The sequence below is a fragment of the Fibrella aestuarina BUZ 2 genome (assembly GCF_000331105.1).
Classification (GTDB): domain Bacteria; phylum Bacteroidota; class Bacteroidia; order Cytophagales; family Spirosomataceae; genus Fibrella; species Fibrella aestuarina.
Map to the genome: position 1 here is coordinate 3,720,865 of NC_020054.1, position 20,803 is coordinate 3,741,667.

Consider the following 20,803-nt stretch of genomic DNA (forward strand, 5'->3'; position numbering starts at 1 on the left):
CTTACAGACAGATAAAAAACGCTTAGGCTTCCTGGTTTTTGGGCTTGGGACCACGGCGTTTGCCCGTATAGGCAGGCTTGTCGGCGGGATCTTCAAACTTCAGTTCGTAACCGGTCACGTTTTCGTCAAACTCAAAGGGGGCAATCGTAAAGGTGTATTTTTTGTCGCTGAAGTCGATGCCATTTTTGGTCAGGATAATCGCCATCGCGATGGTATAGCTTTTCGCCGCTTTTGAGAAGGCAAATGTACCGGCCTCATCACCCGACACCGGAACCATGTATAATACTTTTACTTTCCGTTTACCTTGTTCGGCACCAATTTTAAAGCGGGTCGACTCGGGGTCGAAACCAAGTTGCGAAACCGACTTTTGGGGCAAAACAATTTTTCCGCCCGATGAAATATAACCCGTTACTTTAACGGGCTTGCGAACGGTACGTTTGGCTCTGGGCTTCGTATTTTCTTCGGGCGCAAAAAAACGCAGATCTACTGATGGCATATTCGTATAACGATTTGATTAGCGATTGCAAACATAAAACATAACCAAATCGCTACCCTATATTTCTTGAAAATACTCTATACTTTTTATGAAGAAAATGAAAAAATAAAGAACCACTATCGCTATTTGTAATAGGTATCGACAAAAACGTATGCACCAAAAAATGATAAATGATGCATTACTTACCAAAATGACTACTTCGTTTCTGTCGAACTGCGTCAACCTATTAAAATCCTGATTTCGAAAACGGGTATATTTTAAGTAGGTCAGCATCAGTTGATTTAGACTAGGGTTGGTTTACTTAAATACATTTTTTTCTGAAAATGCTAACATAACAGGGTTCGGTTTGGTTGTAGTTGATTGGTACTTGCCCGGCAAAATTTGTCTCTCAACCTTATTTTATGCAGACCAACTCAAGTGGCAGTTCGTCTGTGACGAACCTGCTCGATGTACTACCCGATGGAGCGATATGGTTATTGCCTGCTACTGCTGAGGCCGAACGCTTACCCGTTTTTGATGTCGCTTTTGCCAATAAACAGGTTCGCCACTTTATTGCTGAAACCGTATCCGTTGACGCTGCAACGGAACCAACTGCCGGAAAGACTGAGCTGGTAGCTGATTGGCTGACCAATCACACCAAGCAAATTCAGCAAACGTACCTGTCGGGCGAGCCAATGAGTTATGCGCTGTTTGACAGCACAAAACAACAGTGGTTATCGGTTCACTTGTCCCGCTATCAGGAAGGCCTATTAGTGCTCATCCGTAACGCAACAAACGTAAAAATAACCCCTGGCTCCCCCAACGTAACTGACGATTTAGCCGATATAACTGAGCGTAAATTACAGGAGGTTCTGGATTTTTCGCAAACGGGCTTTTTTGTCTTTACACCTGTATATAATGATGAAGGCGAACACGTCGATTTTCGGTTTGCTACCATCAACCGAATGGTGGCCAGCTTGATTGGTCAGACCCCGGATGTATTGACTGGGGCAATCGCCTCCGATTGGTTTATCAGTTATCACGAAACGGGGCTGTTTCATTACTACAAGCACACCTTTGATACTGGAAAAACTCAACGGTTTGATATTCACTATAATGTGGATGGGCTTGATCGTTGGTTCGATGTACAATGTTCAAAGTATAAAGAATCTGTTTTAGTAACGTTTACAGACTTTACGCTACTCAAGCAGGCGCAGCAAGCGCTTGAACAACAGGTTATTGAAAACCAACAGCAGGCCGCTTTGCTCAATAGTATACTTGATAGTTCGGACAGTGGGATAATTGCGTTTGCCTCCATTCGTGAGCCGTCGCGAAATAACGAGATCGTCGATTTTACGTTTGTCGTTGCCAATAAAGCCTGCGTGGGCCTGCTGCACAAAACGATGGACGAAATGATTGGCAAGACGTTGCTGACAATTTTTCCGGGGAATGTAGAAACGGGTTTGTTTGATCTGTATAAACACACCGCCGAAACCGGCGAACCGGGCCGGACGGAAGTCTATTATAATCATGATGGACTCGACTTCTGGCTGGCGATTTCGACGCACCAACTGGGCGATGGTTTTGTGGTTACATTTACCGATATATCGGCACATAAACAGGCGAATCAGGCCGCCGAAAAATATGCCGAAGAACTCGTTACAGCCTTCGATACCTCGCAGACCGGTATGTTTCTTTTTCTGCCCGTCTATAATGAGCAGGGTGAGTTAACGGATTTTCGATTCAAGGTGGCCAATCGCCAACTTGGTAGCTACGTGGGGCAGGAGCCAGCCCGATTAGCGGGCGAGCTGGGCAGCAAATGGTTTCCCGATTACCTCACAAACGGGCTTTTCGACAGTTATCGAAAAGCCTATATAACCGGACGTACCCAGCGGTTCAATTTCCACTACGACGGCTCGGGTATCGACGCCTGGCTCGACATCATGGCCAGCAAACTGGGTGATCAGGTGCTGGTGACGTTTACCGATTTTACGCACCTGAAACAGCTACAGGAACAATTGGAAAATTCGGTAGCCGACCTGCGCCGGACCAACGCCAATCTGGAGCAGTTTGCGTATGTAGCCAGCCACGATTTGCAGGAGCCTCTTCGGAAAATTCAGTCGTTCGGCAACGTGCTGAAAGAAACGTATAGCGAGTCGCTGGGACTACAGGGCGCCGATCTGATCGCCCGGATGCAGCAATCGTCCGAGCGGATGTCGACGCTGATTCATGATTTGCTAGCCTATTCACGGCTCACAACCAAGCGCGATGGTAAACAACCCGTTGACCTGCAAACGCTGCTGAATCAGGTGCTTGATGATCTGATTGTGCCGCTGACCGAGTCGGGCGCCGAGGTAGAGGTGGGGCCGCTGCCGATCGTCAGTGGACACCAGATGCAACTGCAGCAACTGTTGCAGAACCTGCTGACCAACGCCATTAAGTTTCGCCGCGACGGTGTGAAACCCGTTGTCCGGATCTCAGTAAAAAAAGTGCCTGCCACCGCCTTACCTGACTCGGCCCGCCCCGTCCGGCTCGCCAACATGTACGTCTGTCTGCGGGTGCAGGACAACGGAATCGGTTTCGAAGAGAAGTATGCTGAGCGTATTTTTCAGGTCTTTCAGCGCCTCCATGGCCGTAGCCAGTATGCTGGTACGGGCATTGGGCTGGCCATTGTGCAGAAAGTCGTTGAAAACCACGGGGGCACTGTAATTGCCAGTAGCCAGCCGGGTGAAGGGGCTACGTTTTCGGTCTACCTGCCCGCCTGACAACGGGTGGTAGTTGCCGGTGAACGGGCGGTTGGCCGGTACCGGCAACTGTCGACGACGGGTAGGTTTTCCGGGCCCGGTTGGCTACCTTTGACTATGGACAATTTTGTCGTCTCGGCCCGGAAATATCGTCCAGCTACCTTCGACACGGTAGTGGGGCAGGGCCATATTACCACTACGCTCAAGAACGCCATCAGGACCAATCAGTTAGCGTCGGCGTTCCTTTTTTGTGGCCCGCGTGGCGTTGGCAAAACGACCTGCGCCCGGATTCTGGCCAAAACCATCAACTGCCAAAACCTGACCCCCGAGGTAGAAGCCTGCGACCAGTGCGAGTCGTGCGTGAGCTTCAACCAAAGTGCGTCGTTCAATATTCACGAGCTGGATGCCGCGTCGAACAACTCGGTCGACGATATCCGTAACCTGATCGATCAGGTACGTTACCCGCCGCAATCGGGCAACTACAAGATTTACATTATCGATGAGGTGCACATGCTCTCGGCGGCGGCGTTCAATGCGTTTCTGAAAACGCTGGAAGAGCCGCCCAGTTACGCTATTTTCATTCTGGCGACGACCGAGAAACACAAGATTCTGCCCACGATTCTGTCGCGGTGCCAGATCTTCGACTTCAACCGGATTCAGCCCGCCGACATTGCGGGGCATCTGGCCAGTATTGCTCAGAAAGAGGGCGTAACGGCCGATGGCGATTCGCTGGAGTTGATTGCCCAGAAAGCCGATGGCGGCCTGCGCGATGCCCTGTCGATGTTCGACCTGAACGTGACGTTTTCGCCCGACCGGACGTTGCGTTACCGCGAGGTGCTCGATAACCTGCACATCCTCGATTACGATTATTACTTCCAGCTGACTGACCTGCTGCTGACGGCCAACCTGCCCCAGACCCTGCTGGTGCTCGATGAAATTTTGCGGAAAGGCTTCGATACGCATCAGTTTGTGGTGGGACTGAATCGCCATTTTCGCGATTTGCTGGTGTGCAAGGATGCCGCCACGGTGCAGTTGCTTCAGGTAACCGAACGCGTACAGCGGCAGTACCTCGATCAGGCGGCGCGGGCTCCGTTGTCGTTCCTGCTCTCGGGCCTGAGCATCGGCGGGCAGTGCGACATGAATTTCAAGCAGGCTAAAGACCAGCGGCTGCACGTCGAACTGGCCCTGATGAAGCTGGCCAGCCTTCGAGACCTGCTCAACTGGGAGGCGCTGCCCGAGCCAGCGCCGTCGCGGGCGGCGGGTTCAGGTACAATGCCAAATGGGGTAGCGCTGGAAACGAACGGCGCTGCCGAAAAAAAAAACGGTGGACTACCCCCTGACGACTCCCTGACGGCCACCGTCACCGACGTACCCAGCCCATCGCCCAGCGTACCGCCGCATACGAGCGAGCCGGAGGGAGGTTATCAGGCAACGCCGCCCGTGTTGCCCCCGCCAACTACCCCCTCGCTGACACCGCCCGGTGCCGCCCGCTCAAACGGGGTGGCCAAACCGGCCATTCCGCCGTTGCCGCCCCGTACCACCGCCCCGGCCGCCGGGGCACCGTTGCCCGTGAGCACCAAACTCCGCTCGACGGTCGGAATCGGCGCCAAGCCGCAGGCCGTAGAAACGGAATCGGTGGTTGTGACGGGCGAACGGCCCAGTCAGCCCTTTACCTTCGACGAGCTATTGGCGACCTGGCGCGCGTTCTCGGCCCTGCGTAAGCAGCAGACCGACATGGCGAGTGAGCAGGTTATCCTGAACCGGGACCTTACGCTGACGGGGACAACCGTTAGGATCAAACTGGACAATCACGTGCAGGCCGATCTGTTTACGAGTATGCTGCCCGATCTGCTGATTTATCTGCGGCAGAACCTGCAAAACTGGCAGTTGCAGGTCGAGCATGTGGTGGAGTTGGTCGAGACGAAAAAGATGATTTACACGCCGCAGGACAAATACAATTACCTGGCCGAGAAAAACCCCGCGCTGCATAAACTTCGGCAGGCACTGGGGCTGGAAGTAGATTATTAAGCCGTAGCTATGACTAACCAACCGGTGCTGTTGTTCGATGGGGTCTGCAACCTGTGCAATGGGGCGGTGCAGTTCGTGATTCGGCACGACCAGGCGGGCTATTTCCGCTTTGCCTCGCTTCAGTCAGAGGCCGGGCAGGCGCTGTTGCAGCAGTTTAACCTGCCCACCGACCAGTTCGACTCGTTTGTGTACGTGGCCGATGGTCGCTGCTACACCGAGTCGACGGCGGCGTTGCTGGTGGCGCGCCACCTGGGTGGGGCCTGGCCCTTGCTCTACGGATTACGGATCGTCCCGCGTGTTATCCGGGATGGGGTGTACCGGTGGGTAGCGCGGAACCGCTACCGGCTGTTTGGCAAACGGGAGGCCTGTATGCTCCCGTCGCCCGCTTTACAGCAACGATTTCTGGCTTAGAGTGCGGCGTCCACTTCCTTCGTTAGCATAGTGGTCAGGTACGTGGTCACCTGCTCAGTAAAGCCCGGCAGCGTGGTCAGGTCGGCCTGCCAAAGCGATTGGTCGGCCAATACGGTCTGCACGAACGTACTGATCGAGCCGGGTTGGTTTGAGTCGACAGCCTGCCATTTTTCGTAGAAATAGCCCGCTTTTTCGTCCCGGATTGGGTAAACGACGTCGCCATCCGGTACGGTCACTTCCCCCACAAACTCACCCGACTCCGTCTGGCGGGCGGCCCGCATGAAAAGCAGGTAAGCGGCAAAGCAAAGCGCCATCCGGTCGGGGACGGTACCCGACAGCGCCACCGCGCGCTGAAGCGTCGCCACGTTCCGCATCTGCATCTTGGCCGTTTGCTGCAGCGTGATATTCAGCAGGAAGTGCTCGTTGAACGGGTTACGAAACCGGTCAAGGACAGCATTGGCGAAGTCAGCGAGGGCCGTGGGACCTTCGTCGCCAAGGGCATCGGCCGGGATGGTCGGGATGATGTCGTCGTGCATCAACTGCTCCACCAGCGGCCCCACTTTCGGGTGCTTCATGGCCTCTTCCACGGTCACGTTGCCAAGCAGGTAGCTCAGGGGCGTCATGAACGTGTGGGTGCCGTTGAGCAGGCGCAGTTTACGCTCCCGGTAAAAATTGATGTCCTCGTCGATCAGAACAGCGTCGGGGCTGGCCTGCGCAAACGAAAGCATCGTCTTCACGCGGTCGTCGCCTTCGATGGCCCAAAGGTGGTAGGGCTCCGTCGCAATAAGCAGTTGGTCGTCGTAACCGGCCTTCTGGGCAAAAGCGGCGGCCGTTTCGCTATCAGGTCTGCCCGTTACGATCCGATCGACCAGCGAGTTACAGAACCGAACGTGGAATTTCAGCCATTTCATGAACAGCTTGCCTAGTTCATTGTGCTTCGCGGTGCGCTCAACGGCTTCGCGCAGGCGCAGGCCGTTGTCGGGAATCAGCTCCGTAGGTACCACAACCAGGCCCATCTTCCGTGAGCCACCCGCGTTTTTGAAGCGTTCGTACAGGAAGGCCGTCAGCTTGGCCGGAAACGACTGCGGTACGTTTTCAAACAGGCTTTCCTCGACGTATTGCAACCCCACTTCGGTGGTGTTCGACACAATCACCTGAAGCGACGGCTTGCGGGCTAGGGCCAGAATATCGTCCCACTGGGTTTGCGCCGCCAACACCCGGCTAACGGCCGTTACGACCGTCGACTGATCAATGGGCTGACCGTTCTCAATGCCCCGCGTCCAGACGGTGTACCGGTTGTCCTGCTCGGCGAACTCACTGACGTCGTTACCCGTCGATTTAACGATGACGATCGAGCCGTTGAATACACCTTGCTTATTGGCCCGGTCGATGAGGTAGTCGACGAGGCCGCGCAGCAAAACGCCGGTACCAAATTGGAGAACACGTTCGGGAAGAGTGGGGGCGGGAGCCAGCGGTGCAGACAGTCGATTCATTCAGCAAACTACGTACCTAGGGGCCGACGACACGCGACAGCCCAGTAAAAAAATGTCGTAAAGGCAAAAATAGCGGGGAAGCGGTGAATTCGTTACGACTGGCGCAGCGTCTTCGTAAAATCGACCGTTTGGCGTATCTGCTCCTCAAGCTGAGCAAACGCCCCCGCCTGGATCAGTTCTTTGGCAAACAGTTGAGAACCAATGCCTACGGCCGAAACACCCGCGCTGAACCATTTGGTCAGGCTCTCAGGGGTGGGTTCAACGCCGCCCGTGACCATCACCCGCGTTTGGGGCATAGGACCGTGCAGGGCTTTCACAAAACCCGGTCCGAGGCCATCGCCCGGGAATAGCTTTACGAATTCGACGCCCCATTCTTCGGCCCGGCTGATTTCGGTGAGTGTCGCGCAACCGGGCATGTAAGCTACCCGACGGCGATTGCAGAAGCGGGCTACCTCTTCGCTGAACGTCGGGGCAACGATGAAATTGGCGCCAAGCTGCACGTACAGCGCTGCCGTGGGTGCGTCGAGGATTGTGCCGGCACCCATCACCAGGCCGGGCATCTCGCGCCGGGCCAGTTTCACCAGTTCGCCAAACAGCTCGTGGGCAAAGTCGCCCCGGTTGGTGAATTCGAAAGCCCGGATGCCCGCCCGATACGCGGTTTGCAAAATAGACCGGCAGGTGTCGAGGTCGGCGTGGAAAAAGACCGGCACAACGGGTGTGTCGAGGATGGTCTGGTAAACTGTGAGGCGAGGCGTCATCGTTCGTAGGGCCAAAGCTCCAGCTTCGGTAAGGGCCGGTTGGCCCGTTCATGAGAAAAACCGACGCTGGAGCGTCGGGGCTACGTTAGCGTTTGATCTTACCCGAGAGGTTACCGGCGGCGATGTCGTCGATCTCCGACGGGGTGGCCAGCAACACGTCGCCGGGGATGGTATGTTTCAGCACCGATGCTGCCACACCAAAAGTAAGGGCTTCGGTCAGGGATTGTTCGCCGTGCAACAGCCCGTAGATGAGGCCCGCCATGAAGGCGTCGCCGGTGCCGATCCGGTCAATGATGGGCTGCACGTCGAAGAGGGGCGTCGATACCGTTTCAACACCATCATACAGCCAGGCCGACAGCCGGTTGTGCGAGGCACTCACCGACTCCCGAACGGTGTCGGTAACGTACCTGAGGCGCGGAAAACGGGTCATCATTTCCTGGGCAGCGGCTTCGTTGGTGGTGGCGTTGATGCCATACAGATATGAAAACAGACCGGCGTTCCCCAGCAGCAGCGTACAGCCGGCCGTCAGCTCGGGCAGTACGTCCTGCGGTGTCTGGCCATATTGCCAGAGATTGCTTCGGTATACCGGGTCGCCCGATACGGGCACACCCAGGCGGTTGGCGGTTTCGATGCCTTTCAGCAAACAGGCCGCCGTACCAGCCGAAATGGCGGGTGTGATGCCCGTCCAGTGAAACCAGTCGGCCACAACGCCGTCGGCATCGACAAAGACGGTTTCCCAATCGACACTGTCGGCGGTTAAGCGGGAAAACGCCGAATCTGCTCGGTCGTACACCACCTGACTTGCCCGGCTCGCGGCGCCGTGTTCCAGAAAATAAAGGCCCATCCGCCCGGCCCCCCGCTGTACATAGCGCGTGTCGACGCCCGCCTTACGCAGGTGAGCTACGGCGGCGTCGCCGAGGGCATTAGTTGGAAAACTGGTGATATGATGCACGTCGACGCCCCATTGGGCCAGCGCAACGGCTACGTTGGCTTCGGTACCTCCGAAGGCCATATCGAAGGTCGTGGCCTGACTAAAGCGATGCTGGCCCGGCGGACTGAGCCGCAACATGACCTCACCAAACGTAATTACTTTCATACAGTGAGCTGCAGGCGAAACGAATACGGAAATCCGCCGTCGACTACAGGTGTTTACCGGCCAGCGTCACCTGCGGGTCGAGTTCATCGGCCGTGACGGGTTCCAGTTTGGGTAGTACAAGGTGAATAAGCAAAAGAGCCAGCAGATAAGCACCGGCGGCGATAATGAAAAGCGGATAATAGCCGAGGTTGTTGATGATGTCGCCGGAGTACCGCGCCAGCAAAATACCGCCCAGCGCGCCAAACATACCACCAATACTGGTTACGGTAGCCGTCACGTTTTTCGGAAAGAGGTCGGAGGCAAACGTGTACATGTTGGCTGCCCAGCCCTGGTGCGCCGCCGCAGCCAGCGAAATCAGGGCGATGGCCACCATGAGGCTGTTTGTTTTGGCGGCATACATGATGGGCATCACGCAGAGGGCGCAGATCAGCATAGTGGTTTTGCGGGCACGATTGGCCGACCAGCCCCGGTTCATAAACTGCGTGCTGAGCCAGCCGAAGAAGATGCTGCCGGCATCCGACACGACGTAGATAATCAGGAACGGAATGCCGAAAGACTTCAGGTCGAGCTTCTGGTCGAGGGCTTCGTTGGTGTTGAAGAAATCGGGTAGCCAGGCCATGTAAAACCACCAGATGGGATCGGCCAGAAACTTGCCAATGGCGTAGGCCCAGGTTTGTTTGTACGACAGCAGCCGCAGCCACGAAACGCGCAGGGGTGGTTCGGTGACGGCGTCGCTTCGGATATAGGCCAGTTCGGCGGCCGATACGTGAGGGTTACGCTGGGGTTTTGAATACGAAAACCACCAGAAGGCCAGCAGGACAAACCCCAGTACGCCCGTTGCCAGAAAGGAACTGCGCCAGCCGTAGTTGAGGATCAGGTAGGGGACGATCAGGGCGGTGAGGATGATGCCCACGTTGGTGCCGGCGTTGAAGAGCCCGTTGGCATATGATCGCTCGCGGCGCGGAAACCACTCCGACACCGTCTTGACTGCCGCCGGAAAGTTGGCCGACTCGCCCAGCCCCAGGGCCACGCGGGCCAGTTTGAGCCCGCCCAGCGACTGCACAAACGACGTACCCACCGCGGCAATACTCCAGATGACGATCCCCAGCGAAAAGCCCCGTTTGGTGCCAATCCGGTCGATGAGCCAGCCCATGATCAGAAACCCGATAGCATAAGCAAACTTAAAAGCTGAATCCACCTTGCTGTATTCGACCCGAAACTGATCGATGCGCTCCTGCGTCAGTACGTCGTTGACCGACAGGCCGAGCATCTCTTTCCGAAACAACTCGTCGGTCATGGTAAACGACAACACCTGCCGGTCGATGTAGTTGATCGTGGTTGCCACAAACAGTAGGGCCACCATACGCCAGCGAAAACTGCCGGGAGAAGAGGGATTCATACCGTCAAAAGTAGCGTTTGCGTCGTTTTTACCGTCGGAAGAGCCAACAACTCGTCTGGTAAGTGGGAGAAAGCACGGCCGGGTAGAGCAACGTACCCACAGCGGCTAGGGCTCAGGTACGTACCAGAACGGAATGGCAGCAAGCTCATCGGGCCCCGACTGGCCGGGGCGCTGAATGCCCACCCGAAGCAGGTTTCGGCCCTTGACGAGGTTACCCGGCACCAGCACGGTTTGCCAGCCTCGCTGCTGCATCGGGCCGGCCTGCGCAAAGAGCAGGTCAGGCTGATGAATTGTCGAATCGTTGACCGTTAGCCGGACAAGCCGGTTGATCTGCTGGTTTATCCAGACGCCCTGCTGACGGCGGCGCTCCGTCCTCGACAGGGAGTCGGGCCAGCTGGGCTCCGGAGCGAGGCGCGTCAGCAACGTGTCGAGGGCTTTGGGGTAGGCAATAAACAGCCGTATATACGGTTCACGGATTACGTCGGCCTGGATAGACGCCACACCAACCAACTCACCCTCGGGTCGCTGGTTATCGTAAGCACCCGGATCTAAAAATAGGCTATCTACGCGGGCAGAGTAGAGATGGCGGCTACTGAAGGCGGAGCTGCGCGGGTTGTTACGTGCCTGATCGATGGTGTATTCAACCAAGAATACCACCATAAACACGGTCATGAAAATCGCCGCCGTGCGGGTGAACCGCTGCTTGGGAATGTGGCTGTAGAAGGTGTTGGTAATGTACGACGAGGGCCGGTACATACCCATAAGCATCAGTCGCGGCGCTTTCGTCAGCTGGTATTGCAACTTCATGCCCCTCGGGTGTTCCCGTACCTTCTTCAGACTCAGCACGATCAGAGCGATGTAAAAGCCCGCCACCAACAGGCCAATCCCAATCTTGACACCCAGCCAGACCGCTGGCGATACGTTGGGTTGCACAACCAGGTAGATCACCAGACCGAAGACGTAGAGCATCCCGACTACGATCAGAAAAAAGACAAACTGAAAGGCCAACGCAAAGACAATGTTGCAGCGCTTGTCGAGCCGGAGGATGTAACGGTCGAGGGGGCCGAGCTCGTCGGCCATCCGGCGCTGGGAATAAGGCGTCGAATAGGGAATGCGATCGTAATGAATACCCGACGGATACACGGCCAGTAATCCCACCAGCCCCACCCAGAAGGCCCGCATCACGAAGTTGGCCAGAAAGGCGGCAAACAGCACGTAAAAGATGGCCCGGATCATGCTGTACGACAGCGATATGAGCAGGCGGGGCATCCCCTCGTCGTTGAGCAGGAAATTGTGTTGCAGGTAACTGAACGCCGATTCGAGCAGGTCGGGCAGTTGCAGAATGGCAAACATGGCGACGCCCGAAATGGCCAGCTCGAGGTTCCAGCTTTGGGTGGTCAGTTCGCGTAGTTTGTCCTGCTCGTCGGGCGACAACGAGGACGTGGAAGAGTCAGACATGGGCTATTTATTTGTACTGCTTGCCGTCTTTCATCACGAACCGGACGCTTTGCAGGGTCCTGATGTTCTGGATGGGGTTTTCATCAACGGCAATGATATCGGCGAATTTGCCGGGTTCAATGGAGCCGATCTGCGTCTCCATACCCAGCAACCTGGCGTTGGTCATCAGCGCCGCCCGGATGGCCTCGACGGGCGGCATGCCTGCTTCCACCATGTACTCAAACTCCTTGGCGTTGTAGCCGTGCACATACACGCCCGCGTCGGTGCCGAAGGCAATCTTGACGCCCGCTTTGTAGGCTTTGGCAAAGGTCGCCTGGATTTTCGGGCCAATGGCCAGCGCTTTGGGCACCACCAGGGCGGGGTAATAGCCAAACATGCGGGCGGAGTCGGCGGCTGTTTTGCCCGCAATGATGGTGGGTACGTAGTAGGTGCCGTGTTTCTTGAACAGTTCGATGGCTTCGTCGTCCATCAGGGTGCCGTGCTCGATGGTTTGCACGCCCGCCCGGATGGCCCGTTTCATGCCCTCGGCGCCGTGGGCGTGGGCCGCAACGGGGAAGCCGTAGTCTTTGGCCGTTTCTACGATGGCTTTTAGCTCTTCCTCGTTGAACTGCGGCCCCTGCCCGTCTTTGGCGTTGCTCAATACGCCGCCCGTGGCTGTAATCTTGATCAGGTCGGCCCCTTCCTTGTAGCGCTGCCGCACGGCCTTGCGGGCTTCGTCGGGACCATTGATGACGCCTTCCATCGGGCCGGGGTCGCCCATCAGTTCGCGGCGGCTACCGTTGGTGGGGTCGGCGTGGCCGCCCGTGGTGGCAATGGATTTACCCACCGTGAGCACCCGTGGCCCGTCGGTCAGCCCGCGGTTGATGGCGTTACGCAGGGCGATATTGACGCCCGTGCCACCCAGATCGCGCACGGTGGTGAAGCCCGCCAGCAAGGTCGTTTTGGCGTATTTGGCGGCCTGGTAGGCCATGTCAGGTACGTTCTGCGTGTACTTGTCGATGGCGCCACCGCGCCGGGTTTCCATTTCCAGGTGCACGTGCATGTCGATCAGGCCCGGCAGCACGGTTTTGTTTTTAAGATCAATTACCCGATCCTGGGCCGTGGGGGCGGTGTAACCCCGTTGCACGGCGGCGATTTTGTTTCCCTCAACCACGATGGTCATGTCGCGTTGCAGGTCGTTGGTGGTGCCGACAAACAGATTGCCGCAGTGCAGGAGCGTGCGGGTGGTCTGCGCCAGCAGGGGTGATGCCAGCAGGCAAAGGCCCAGCAGGCAGGCCGTTGTTCTGATTCGTGCGGTGAGGTTGGGTACGTAGTGTTTTATCATAGCCGTTCGGACAACATGAAAAAGCCGCAACCCGAGCGGGCTGCGGCCATGAAGATAACAAAAAGCGGTTTGCTGCCTATCGGGCCGCTACTTCCACCAGCGCCTGCTTAGGCTCTGTAGACCCCGATCCGGGAAAGGGCGTCACGTCGCGCAGTACCACTTTGTAGGTGGTGCCCCCCAGCACAACGCCCGTCGAATCAGGGCGTTTGTTGGTGGGATTGGCCGGATCGGGACCGAGAGTCAGGCGCACCGATTTTGTGTCGGTATCTTTCGTAAGCACAGCGCGTAGGACAACATTACCACCCCAGATACAGATGGCATTGATTGGGCAGCGGCTGTCAGACAGGGAGTCGACCTTGACGGTCACGCCCGACGACAGGCGGCCCGATTGATTCTGCCCCAGTTTGATCTGGTTCGCCGGGGAAGGGGTTGAGGATGAGTGGGTACAGGCGAGGAAGAGGGTAGCCGAAGCAAACAGCGATGCCGCGGCTACGTTTACGAAACGGTTCATGTCGTATTTGTGAATTGATGCGATAAAAAAAACGAGGCGGCGCTGTGTGCCGACTCGTTTTCAAGACTCACCTCGTTGGGGCGGGGTTGTAATAAACCGTTGCTTTTTTTTAAGCGGCTAGTGGTAACATGGCGTGACCCGTGCGGTACCCGCCTGCTAGTTCTTCACAATCACGCCGTCGGCCACGAAGGTGATGGCTTTTTCGGGCTCGGTGATTTTGGCGATTTCTTCTTTGCTTTTGCCCGCATCTTCGGCGTAGTGGCGCAGTTCAGAAACGGGCGTAGTCGTCTGTTTGGCTACGCCTTCCACCACGACGGTTTTGCCCGAGATATCTTTCGGTACGAAAAAGCCGTAGTCTTTGAACGTTACGCGCATGGTTTGCCCGTCGGCGGTTTTAAGCTTCATCCAGCAGCCTTTCATCTGGCAAACCGACTCGACGGTACCTTCTACTTTGGTTTTGGCTTCGGCTTTATTGCCCAGGTTACTGGCGAGTTGCGCCGCCGGAATAGCGCCTTTCTCACTGATTTTCTTTCCGTGGTACGAATCCTGGGCAGTTGCTCCGTAGGTAAGGCCCAGCGATAGGGCGACAATAGCGATGAATTTCATAAAGTGGTTGTCAATGGATTAGCAAACGTCAGTTAGCAAACAGTAAACGCCAAATCTTCATTCCAGAACCTGTATCCAGCCTTTGCATTGGCTGCCACCAGGTGTGGTTAGCAGATAAAAATACGTGCCGTGCGGGGTTTTGTTGCCCCAGTTGTTCTGATAATTATCCGCCGCGAAGAGCAGGCGCCCCCAGCGGTTATAGATTTCCAGCTTGGCACCCGTCAGGCGCGTGTCGAAGACGTCGTTCTTGCCGTCGTCGTTAGCCGTGACCATATTCGGCAGCGGGCCGAAATTTTCGTAGGTGACCGGCACCCGTTGCGTGAGGGCGCAATCCTGCTTGTAGGCCGTGACCACCACCTCGTATTGCCCCGTTCTGGGGTATTGGTAATTGATGGGCAGCACCGTACGTAGCGTATCGCCGTTGCCCATCGACCACACAAAGCGATCGGCCCCGACGGTAGTGTTCTGAAAGGTCAAGACCGTTGGCGTTACGCAGTCCGACTTGGCTGAGAGCGCGATTCTGGGCGCAAAGGCATTGTCGGCCCGCACCGTGACGGTGCGGGTAGTCGAACAGCCCGCCTCGTTGGTGATCGACACGCTGTAGGTGGCTGAGGGCTGGGCCACGACCACGATACTGGCGGCGGTGGGAGTGGCGATGGCCGAGCCTGAGGCGCCGCTGCTTGTCCACAGGTACGTTATGCCGCCCTGCGCCGTGAGCGAAACGGGCTTACCCGCGCAGAGGACGGTGTCTTTACTGACCCGGAAATCGGCCGGCGACACCTTGATCAGCCGGGTGGTTGAATCAACGAGCTTGCAGTTGAGCGGGTTGTAGGCCCGAATGATGACCGGGTACGTGCCCGCTTTGTCGAAGGTGTAGGTAGCGCGGTTGGGGTCGGTCGAAACCACCTTGCCGTTGATCACCCATTCATAGCGTTTACCACCCACACTGGTGTTTTGCAGGCTGAGCGTCAGGGGTGTACAGCCCGCTACGATGTTTTTGCGCGTGCCTTCGTAGGTGTCGAATCCGGCCTGTAGTCGGTCGGTGTCGAATTTGAAGGCAATGTTGTTGCAGTTGGCATTGCCCCGCGTTTTGGACCAGGCCGTTGCCGAGGCCGGGAAGTGATTGGACCGGCAGCTACAGGCGGCGTGGTAGATGGTGCCATAGGGGTCGAAACGGCAGGTCCCCCCGTCGACATGGTCACCGTCGCGGACCGAGTCGGCCGGGGTGGTGTCGCCCATGAACGTACCATACAGAAACGACTTGGCTCCCTGCTCGAAGATCCCGAGCCAGAAATTGCTGCCATTGGTGGTGCGCTTGTAGGCATCGGCGGTAACGGGGAGGCCGTTGGTGCTGCTGCTTGGGTTAAAATTTCGGCTGGTATTGACCAGCCCGCCCCAGCCCGCCACGTAGATATTGCCGCAGGTGTTCACCAGAAAGGCCGTCGGTGAAATGTCGGGACCGGCGCGCCCTGAGCCAAACACAGTCGAGAAAACGGTTTTGGTAAGGTCGGCGTTGAGCGCGTGAATAAACTGACCGCTGCCGGCGTTACTGTAAACGCCGGCCGTAACGGGGTACCGGCCTTTGGAGAGCCCATACACGTGCGGCTGTTCGTTAGGTCCGATATCGATCAGGCTGGCGACATCTGAGCTACCCGTGCCCAGGTACGTGAATGCCGTAAGCTTGCCGTCGGTGCTACCGAGCCGGGCCACGTAGCCATCGTTCAGGCCCGCCAACTGGGGTTGCAGCGCCCCCAACGTACCCAGCCCGGTGCTGTAGGTGGTGCCGCAGACGTATAGCGCGCCCGACTTGGCCAGCCGCAGGCCAAACGCCATGTCGAGCTGCGAACCACCGATGCGGGTGGCCCAGTCAAGTTTAGAGAGATCGGCCGAGAGCCGGAACACGATGCCATCGGTGGGTCCTTTCTGGGCGGAGCCATCCGTAACCGGGAAGTCGGTCGATTGGGTGGTACTGGCTACGTACAGTTCGTCGGTGGGGCCTACGATGAGCTCGCCCCGAAACTCATCGGAATAGTTCTGTACCGCGCCCGTCAGCCCATACAGGTTCAGGCCATCGTGGTTGCTACCGCCCACAAAGGTGCTGCCGACCAGCGACGTACCCGCAGCGTTTAACCGGGTCAGAAACAGATCGCTACCGGCGCTGTAGCCAAGATAGCCGCTGTACACACTCGCCGTAACCCCAGCCTGCGTGATCAGTCGCGACCTGTAGGCGTTGGTGGTGACGGGGAAATCGCCCGAGGCCGTGCTACCCATCACGATCAGTTCGCCTTTGCTGTTGACCACGATGCTGTGCGGAAGGTCGGCTTCGGTGCCGCCCAACTGCGTGGCATAGAGCAATTGTGAGCCATCCGCCGAGAATTTCATGACGCCCACGTCGGTCATTCCGGCATAGCTGACCTGGAAGGCGCCCCGGGTGGTTGGGAAGCCCGTGCCCCAGACCGAGCCGGCTACGTAGGTGTTGCCTTCAGCGTCGTAGGTGGCGGCATGGCCGAAATTATCGGCGCGCGACCCTGAAAACGTGACGAACAGGAGCTCGGGATCGATGGTGAGCGGCTGGGTGTTGTCGTACCCGTTCGGGAACACGAACCGCGCTGTCTGGCCATCCAGCGCCCAGCGGGTGGGTACTTCGGTGGCCCGCTCGCCGCGTGTGACAAAGCTGTAGGGCGCGTTTTCCCGAAATGCAGTCACCGACGTCCGCACCGTCAGCCGATTGTTGGTCAGTTCGAGCCCATCGGCACCGTCGTAGGCGAGCCGAATTTGGTTGGGGTCGGTGCCCGGCTGCACAATGAATTCGTATTTGAGGGTTTCGTAGTAGGCGTAGACGCGCAGATCGATGCCGGGGTACAGGTTGTGGTAACGTACCTCGGCAAACCCCCGCGCCCTACCAGCCCACCGGCCCGGATCGGTACCCGAAAAATAGCTGAATACCGTTTCGACAGGTTTCGACCCCTCAATCTGGGCGGCACCGGTGCTGCCAACGGGCGTGACCAGTACGCCGTGCGCCCGGATGCTGGGCGATACGGGCTCGTTGGAAGGCGCGGTGGCGTGGCGGCGGGCGGTTTCGCGGGTATCGTAGAAAGCGTAGTGGAGGCCGTTGGTTTTCAGGTACAGGAACCCGCCGGGCAGGTCGGCCCGGAAACGCACGTCGGCAGGCCATTGGCCGTTGTTTTCGATGAAAACCAGCCCTCGGGGCGCGGCCTCAAGGGAAAGCCAGCTGAGTAGAAAAAAGAGGGTTAGTCGCGTTGCACGCATAAGGTCGGCACCTGTAAAAATCAACTGCCTAAGCTACAAAAAATGCGCCGGAACCGCGTTAAAAGTCAACAGCGCGTCTCCGACCGGTGGCGTAACGCGGCAGATATGGCCCTGTCGCTAGCTTTTCGGGGGTAGCGCATCGATTGTGGCCGTCGGGCAAGTATGTTTGAATCGGCCAACAAACCAATTGGTGAATGGCCGAGTTATTAATCTGTTTTTAACAAATAGCCCCTGCGGATGGAATTATATCAGCGCGTATTCGAGAACAACAAAAAGTACGTTGAACAACGCCTTCAGGAAGACCCGGAGTATTTCAAGGAAATGTCGTTGCAACAGTCGCCCGACTTTCTTTACATCGGCTGTTCAGACAGCCGGGTGCAGCCAGAAACATTTCTGGGTGTTCGGCCGGGTGAAGTCTTTGTTCACCGGAACATCGCCAATCTCATCCCCAACAACGACGTCAACTCGATGGCTGTCGTGCAATACGCGGTAGAAAACCTGAAGGTAAAGAACATCATTATTTGTGGTCACTACGGCTGCGGCGGCGTCGAGGCAGCCATGACCCGAAACAAATTCAATACGCTTGGGGTGTGGCTGCGGAACATCAAAGACGTACGGCGGATACATAGCGAAGAACTGACAGCCATTGAAGACGAAACCGAACGCTTCAAACGGTTGGTCGAGTTGAACGTGCGCGAGCAGTGCCTGAACGTGATGAAATTCTCGTTCGTGCAGCGGGCGCAGGCCGAAACGGGGTACCCGCGCGTTCACGGCTGGGTGTATGACCTGGAACGGGGCACCATCAAAGACATGGGCATTACCCCTGAGAGCCTTAAAGAAGACCTCGATCCGTACGTGTATAACCTGGACGGTGAACCCGAGCGAATCGTATAACACAAAAAAAGGCAGCGTCTGAAACGCTGCCTTTTTTGTGTGGGACCAATCTCGGTTAAACCATCTCCGTCTTAAACTCCGACGTTTGGTGGAACGTGATCTCGGGGTTGTTTTCCTGATTCATCCGCAGCATCCAGTCCGATTCGGCCAGGAAGACCGGGTTCTGATCTTTGTCGTAGCCGATCTGATTGCCTTTGAGGCGGATAAACTCATTCAACTTCACCTTGTCGTCCGACGTGATCCAACAGGCGCGGCTTGTGTTCATGGGCACCCAGCGGCACTTGGCGCCGTATTCGTGCTCAAGCCGGTACTGGATGACCTCAAATTGCAGTTCGCCGACTGTTCCCACGATTTTGCGGTTGCCGAGGGCCAGCGTAAATAACTGCGCCACGCCTTCGTCAGTCAGCTGCTGAATGCCCTTGTCCAGTTGCTTGGATTTCATCGGGTCGAGGTTGATCAACTCCTTGAACAACTCGGGCGAAAAGCTTGGAATACCCGCAAATTGCAGGTCTTCGCCTTCGGTCAGCGTATCACCGATTTTGAACGTACCTGTATCATACAAACCGATCACGTCGCCGGGGAACCCTTCTTCGACCACCGCTTTGGCATCGGCCATAAAGCTGAACGGCGAGGCAAACCGCACGTCCTTGTCAAGGCGGGTATGGTGGTAGAATTTTCCGCGTTCGAACAGGCCCGAGCAAACGCGCAGAAAGGCGATCCGGTCGCGGTGGCGCGGGTCAAGGTTGGCGTGGATCTTGAACACGAAGCCGCTGAACTTCTTCTCCTCGGGTTCCACAACGCGCTTGTCGGTGGGGCGGGCAATGGGTTCCGGCGAAATCTGGCAGAAACCGTCGAGCAATTCCTTTACCCCGAAATTGTTGACGGCCGAACCGAAGAAAACCGGTGCCAGCTTACCGGCCCGATAGGCTTCGATGTCGAACGTGTCATACACGCCCTCGATCAGTTCCACGTCTTCGCGCAGCTGAGCGGCGTCGCGGGTACCTACTTTTTCGTCGAGCAGGGGTGTGTCGATGTCGATCGGCAGCACGTCGTCTTCCACCTTCGTTTTGTTGACGCGGAAGAAATATAATTTTTTTTCGTTGAGGCTATACACCCCCTTAAAGTCGGACCCCATGTTGACGGGCCACGTGAGGGGACGTACCCGGATGTTCAGTTTCTCTTCCAGCTCATCGAGCAGGTCAAACGGATTGCGGCCTTCCCGGTCGAGTTTGTTCACGAAGATGATCACCGGCGTGTCGCGCATGCGGCACACCTCCATGAGCCGTTCGGTCTGCTCTTCGACGCCTTTCACGCAGTCGATAACCAGAATAACGGAGTCGACGGCGGTGAGGGTGCGGTACGTATCCTCGGCAAAATCTTTGTGGCCGGGCGTATCGAGAATGTTTATCTTCTTACCCTCGTAGTCAAAGGTCATCACCGAGGTCGCCACGGAGATACCCCGTTGCTTCTCGATCTCCATGAAATCGGACGTTGCCGACTTCTTGATTTTATTGGATTTTACGGCCCCGGCGGTCTGGATCGCTCCGCCAAAGAGCAGCAATTTTTCGGTCAGTGTGGTTTTGCCGGCGTCGGGGTGGCTAATGATGGCGAACGTGCGCCGACGGGCAATTTCCTGCTCGCGGTTCATTTAGTATTTTTCTAAGAATCAGGCCACAAAGATACGAAAAAAGAGCGGATGCCTTTCACCACAAAGCCCCGTACACCGAAGCGGCCGTGTGGCGCGTCTGGTGAGCGTGTGGCTCGGCGGCAACTGGGTTTCCCCAACTTTCTTGGGCCTGGCCGGTTTTAGTACCTAAACACAAAACGTTATGAAAACGAACATGTATGCGGCCACCGCGCTGGCCCTGATGCTGGGTACGTTCCAGCTGAGTTGCGAATCGAAGACCGAAAACAAAGCGGAAGACGTCGCCGAAGCCAAACAGGAGGTGATCAACACGCAGGAGGAGGGAGGTACCAAAGAAGAGGTCATGGACAAACAGGCTGACCTCGACTCGGCCCGTTCTGACTTCAAGAAAACCTGGGATGCCGACCGCGACGACATGCGCAAAGAGCTAAACGCTGAAGTGGAAGACATCGACGAAAAGACCGCCAAGTATGAGCGCGACATGAAAGATGGCAAAGGCGACCGCGCTAAACTCACGACGGGCCTAAGCACGTTGAAAAAAGAACGCGCAACCATGGTTGGCCTGCTGAAAGAACTGGATCAGGTAACGGCCGCAAGCTGGCCCAAAACCAAGAAAGCCATTGAAGAAGTGAAAGATGGTGTTGACGACCGGGTCGATGCCCTCGACGCCAACTAGCACAAAAAGTTTGGG

16 protein-coding genes are annotated in these 20,803 nt (G+C 56.8%); 5 read left to right on the plus strand and 11 right to left on the minus strand.

What is annotated here, in order from left to right:
- Nucleotides 1-22 precede the first annotated feature (22 nt).
- A complete protein-coding gene (locus FAES_RS15075; RefSeq protein WP_015332097.1) occupies nt 23-496 on the minus strand; it encodes a hypothetical protein in 474 nt (157 codons plus the stop codon).
- A 401-nt stretch (nt 497-897) separates the two neighbouring features.
- Here FAES_RS15075 and FAES_RS15085 point away from each other — a divergent pair, with 401 nt between their 5' ends.
- From FAES_RS15085 to FAES_RS15095, 3 genes are all read left to right on the plus strand, one after another.
- Nucleotides 898-3,240, plus strand: a complete 2,343-nt coding sequence (locus tag FAES_RS15085; protein ID WP_015332098.1) for an ATP-binding protein — start codon at nt 898-900, stop codon at nt 3,238-3,240.
- Nucleotides 3,241-3,336: 96 nt separating this feature from the next.
- Nucleotides 3,337-5,247 carry a DNA polymerase III subunit gamma/tau gene (locus FAES_RS15090; protein ID WP_015332099.1) on the plus strand — a complete coding sequence of 637 codons (1,911 nt, stop codon included), beginning with the start codon at nt 3,337-3,339 and terminating at the stop codon, nt 5,245-5,247.
- Between the two features lie 9 nt (nt 5,248-5,256).
- Nucleotides 5,257-5,658: a thiol-disulfide oxidoreductase DCC family protein gene (locus FAES_RS15095; protein WP_015332100.1), complete on the plus strand. Its 402-nt coding sequence runs from the start codon at nt 5,257-5,259 to the stop codon at nt 5,656-5,658.
- Here the strand turns inward: FAES_RS15095 and FAES_RS15100 are convergent.
- The 9 genes from FAES_RS15100 to FAES_RS15140 form a co-directional block, all read right to left on the minus strand.
- The gene (locus tag FAES_RS15100) at nt 5,655-7,151 is read right to left on the minus strand and encodes a tagaturonate reductase (protein WP_015332101.1); all 1,497 of its coding nucleotides are present in this window, start codon (nt 7,149-7,151) and stop codon (nt 5,655-5,657) included. The two genes, FAES_RS15095 and FAES_RS15100, sit on opposite strands and share 4 nt — an antisense overlap.
- A 92-nt stretch (nt 7,152-7,243) precedes the next feature.
- Nucleotides 7,244-7,909, minus strand: coding sequence for a bifunctional 4-hydroxy-2-oxoglutarate aldolase/2-dehydro-3-deoxy-phosphogluconate aldolase (locus FAES_RS15105; RefSeq protein WP_015332102.1), 666 nt, complete (start codon nt 7,907-7,909; stop codon nt 7,244-7,246).
- A gap of 85 nt (nt 7,910-7,994) precedes the next feature.
- Complete coding sequence (locus tag FAES_RS15110) at nt 7,995-9,005, minus strand: sugar kinase (protein ID WP_041257926.1); 1,011 nt, start codon at nt 9,003-9,005, stop codon at nt 7,995-7,997.
- 43 nt (nt 9,006-9,048) lie between these two features.
- Nucleotides 9,049-10,404, minus strand: coding sequence for an MFS transporter (locus FAES_RS15115; RefSeq protein WP_015332104.1), 1,356 nt, complete (start codon nt 10,402-10,404; stop codon nt 9,049-9,051).
- A gap of 105 nt (nt 10,405-10,509) precedes the next feature.
- Nucleotides 10,510-11,862: a hypothetical protein gene (locus tag FAES_RS15120; protein WP_015332105.1), complete on the minus strand. Its 1,353-nt coding sequence runs from the start codon at nt 11,860-11,862 to the stop codon at nt 10,510-10,512.
- 7 nt (nt 11,863-11,869) lie between these two features.
- Complete coding sequence (locus FAES_RS15125) at nt 11,870-13,186, minus strand: metal-dependent hydrolase family protein (RefSeq protein ID WP_015332106.1); 1,317 nt, start codon at nt 13,184-13,186, stop codon at nt 11,870-11,872.
- Nucleotides 13,187-13,262: 76 nt separating this feature from the next.
- Nucleotides 13,263-13,697 (minus strand): hypothetical protein, encoded by a 435-nt coding sequence (locus FAES_RS15130; protein WP_015332107.1) that lies wholly within the window; start codon nt 13,695-13,697, stop codon nt 13,263-13,265.
- A 156-nt stretch (nt 13,698-13,853) separates the two neighbouring features.
- Nucleotides 13,854-14,303 carry a DUF4920 domain-containing protein gene (locus tag FAES_RS15135; RefSeq protein WP_015332108.1) on the minus strand — a complete coding sequence of 150 codons (450 nt, stop codon included), beginning with the start codon at nt 14,301-14,303 and terminating at the stop codon, nt 13,854-13,856.
- A 57-nt stretch (nt 14,304-14,360) separates the two neighbouring features.
- Nucleotides 14,361-17,573, minus strand: a complete 3,213-nt coding sequence (locus FAES_RS15140; protein WP_015332109.1) for a DUF7948 domain-containing protein — start codon at nt 17,571-17,573, stop codon at nt 14,361-14,363.
- Nucleotides 17,574-17,810: 237 nt separating this feature from the next.
- Here FAES_RS15140 and FAES_RS15145 point away from each other — a divergent pair, with 237 nt between their 5' ends.
- Nucleotides 17,811-18,467 carry a carbonic anhydrase gene (locus FAES_RS15145; RefSeq protein WP_015332110.1) on the plus strand — a complete coding sequence of 219 codons (657 nt, stop codon included), beginning with the start codon at nt 17,811-17,813 and terminating at the stop codon, nt 18,465-18,467.
- A gap of 55 nt (nt 18,468-18,522) precedes the next feature.
- On the opposite strand, the gene FAES_RS15150 is transcribed toward FAES_RS15145, so the two are convergent.
- A complete protein-coding gene (locus FAES_RS15150) occupies nt 18,523-20,115 on the minus strand; it encodes a peptide chain release factor 3 (protein ID WP_015332111.1) in 1,593 nt (530 codons plus the stop codon).
- 181 nt (nt 20,116-20,296) lie between these two features.
- On the opposite strand from FAES_RS15150, the gene FAES_RS15155 reads away from it, so the two are divergent.
- Nucleotides 20,297-20,788, plus strand: a complete 492-nt coding sequence (locus tag FAES_RS15155) for a hypothetical protein (RefSeq protein WP_015332112.1) — start codon at nt 20,297-20,299, stop codon at nt 20,786-20,788.
- Nucleotides 20,789-20,803 lie beyond the last annotated feature (15 nt).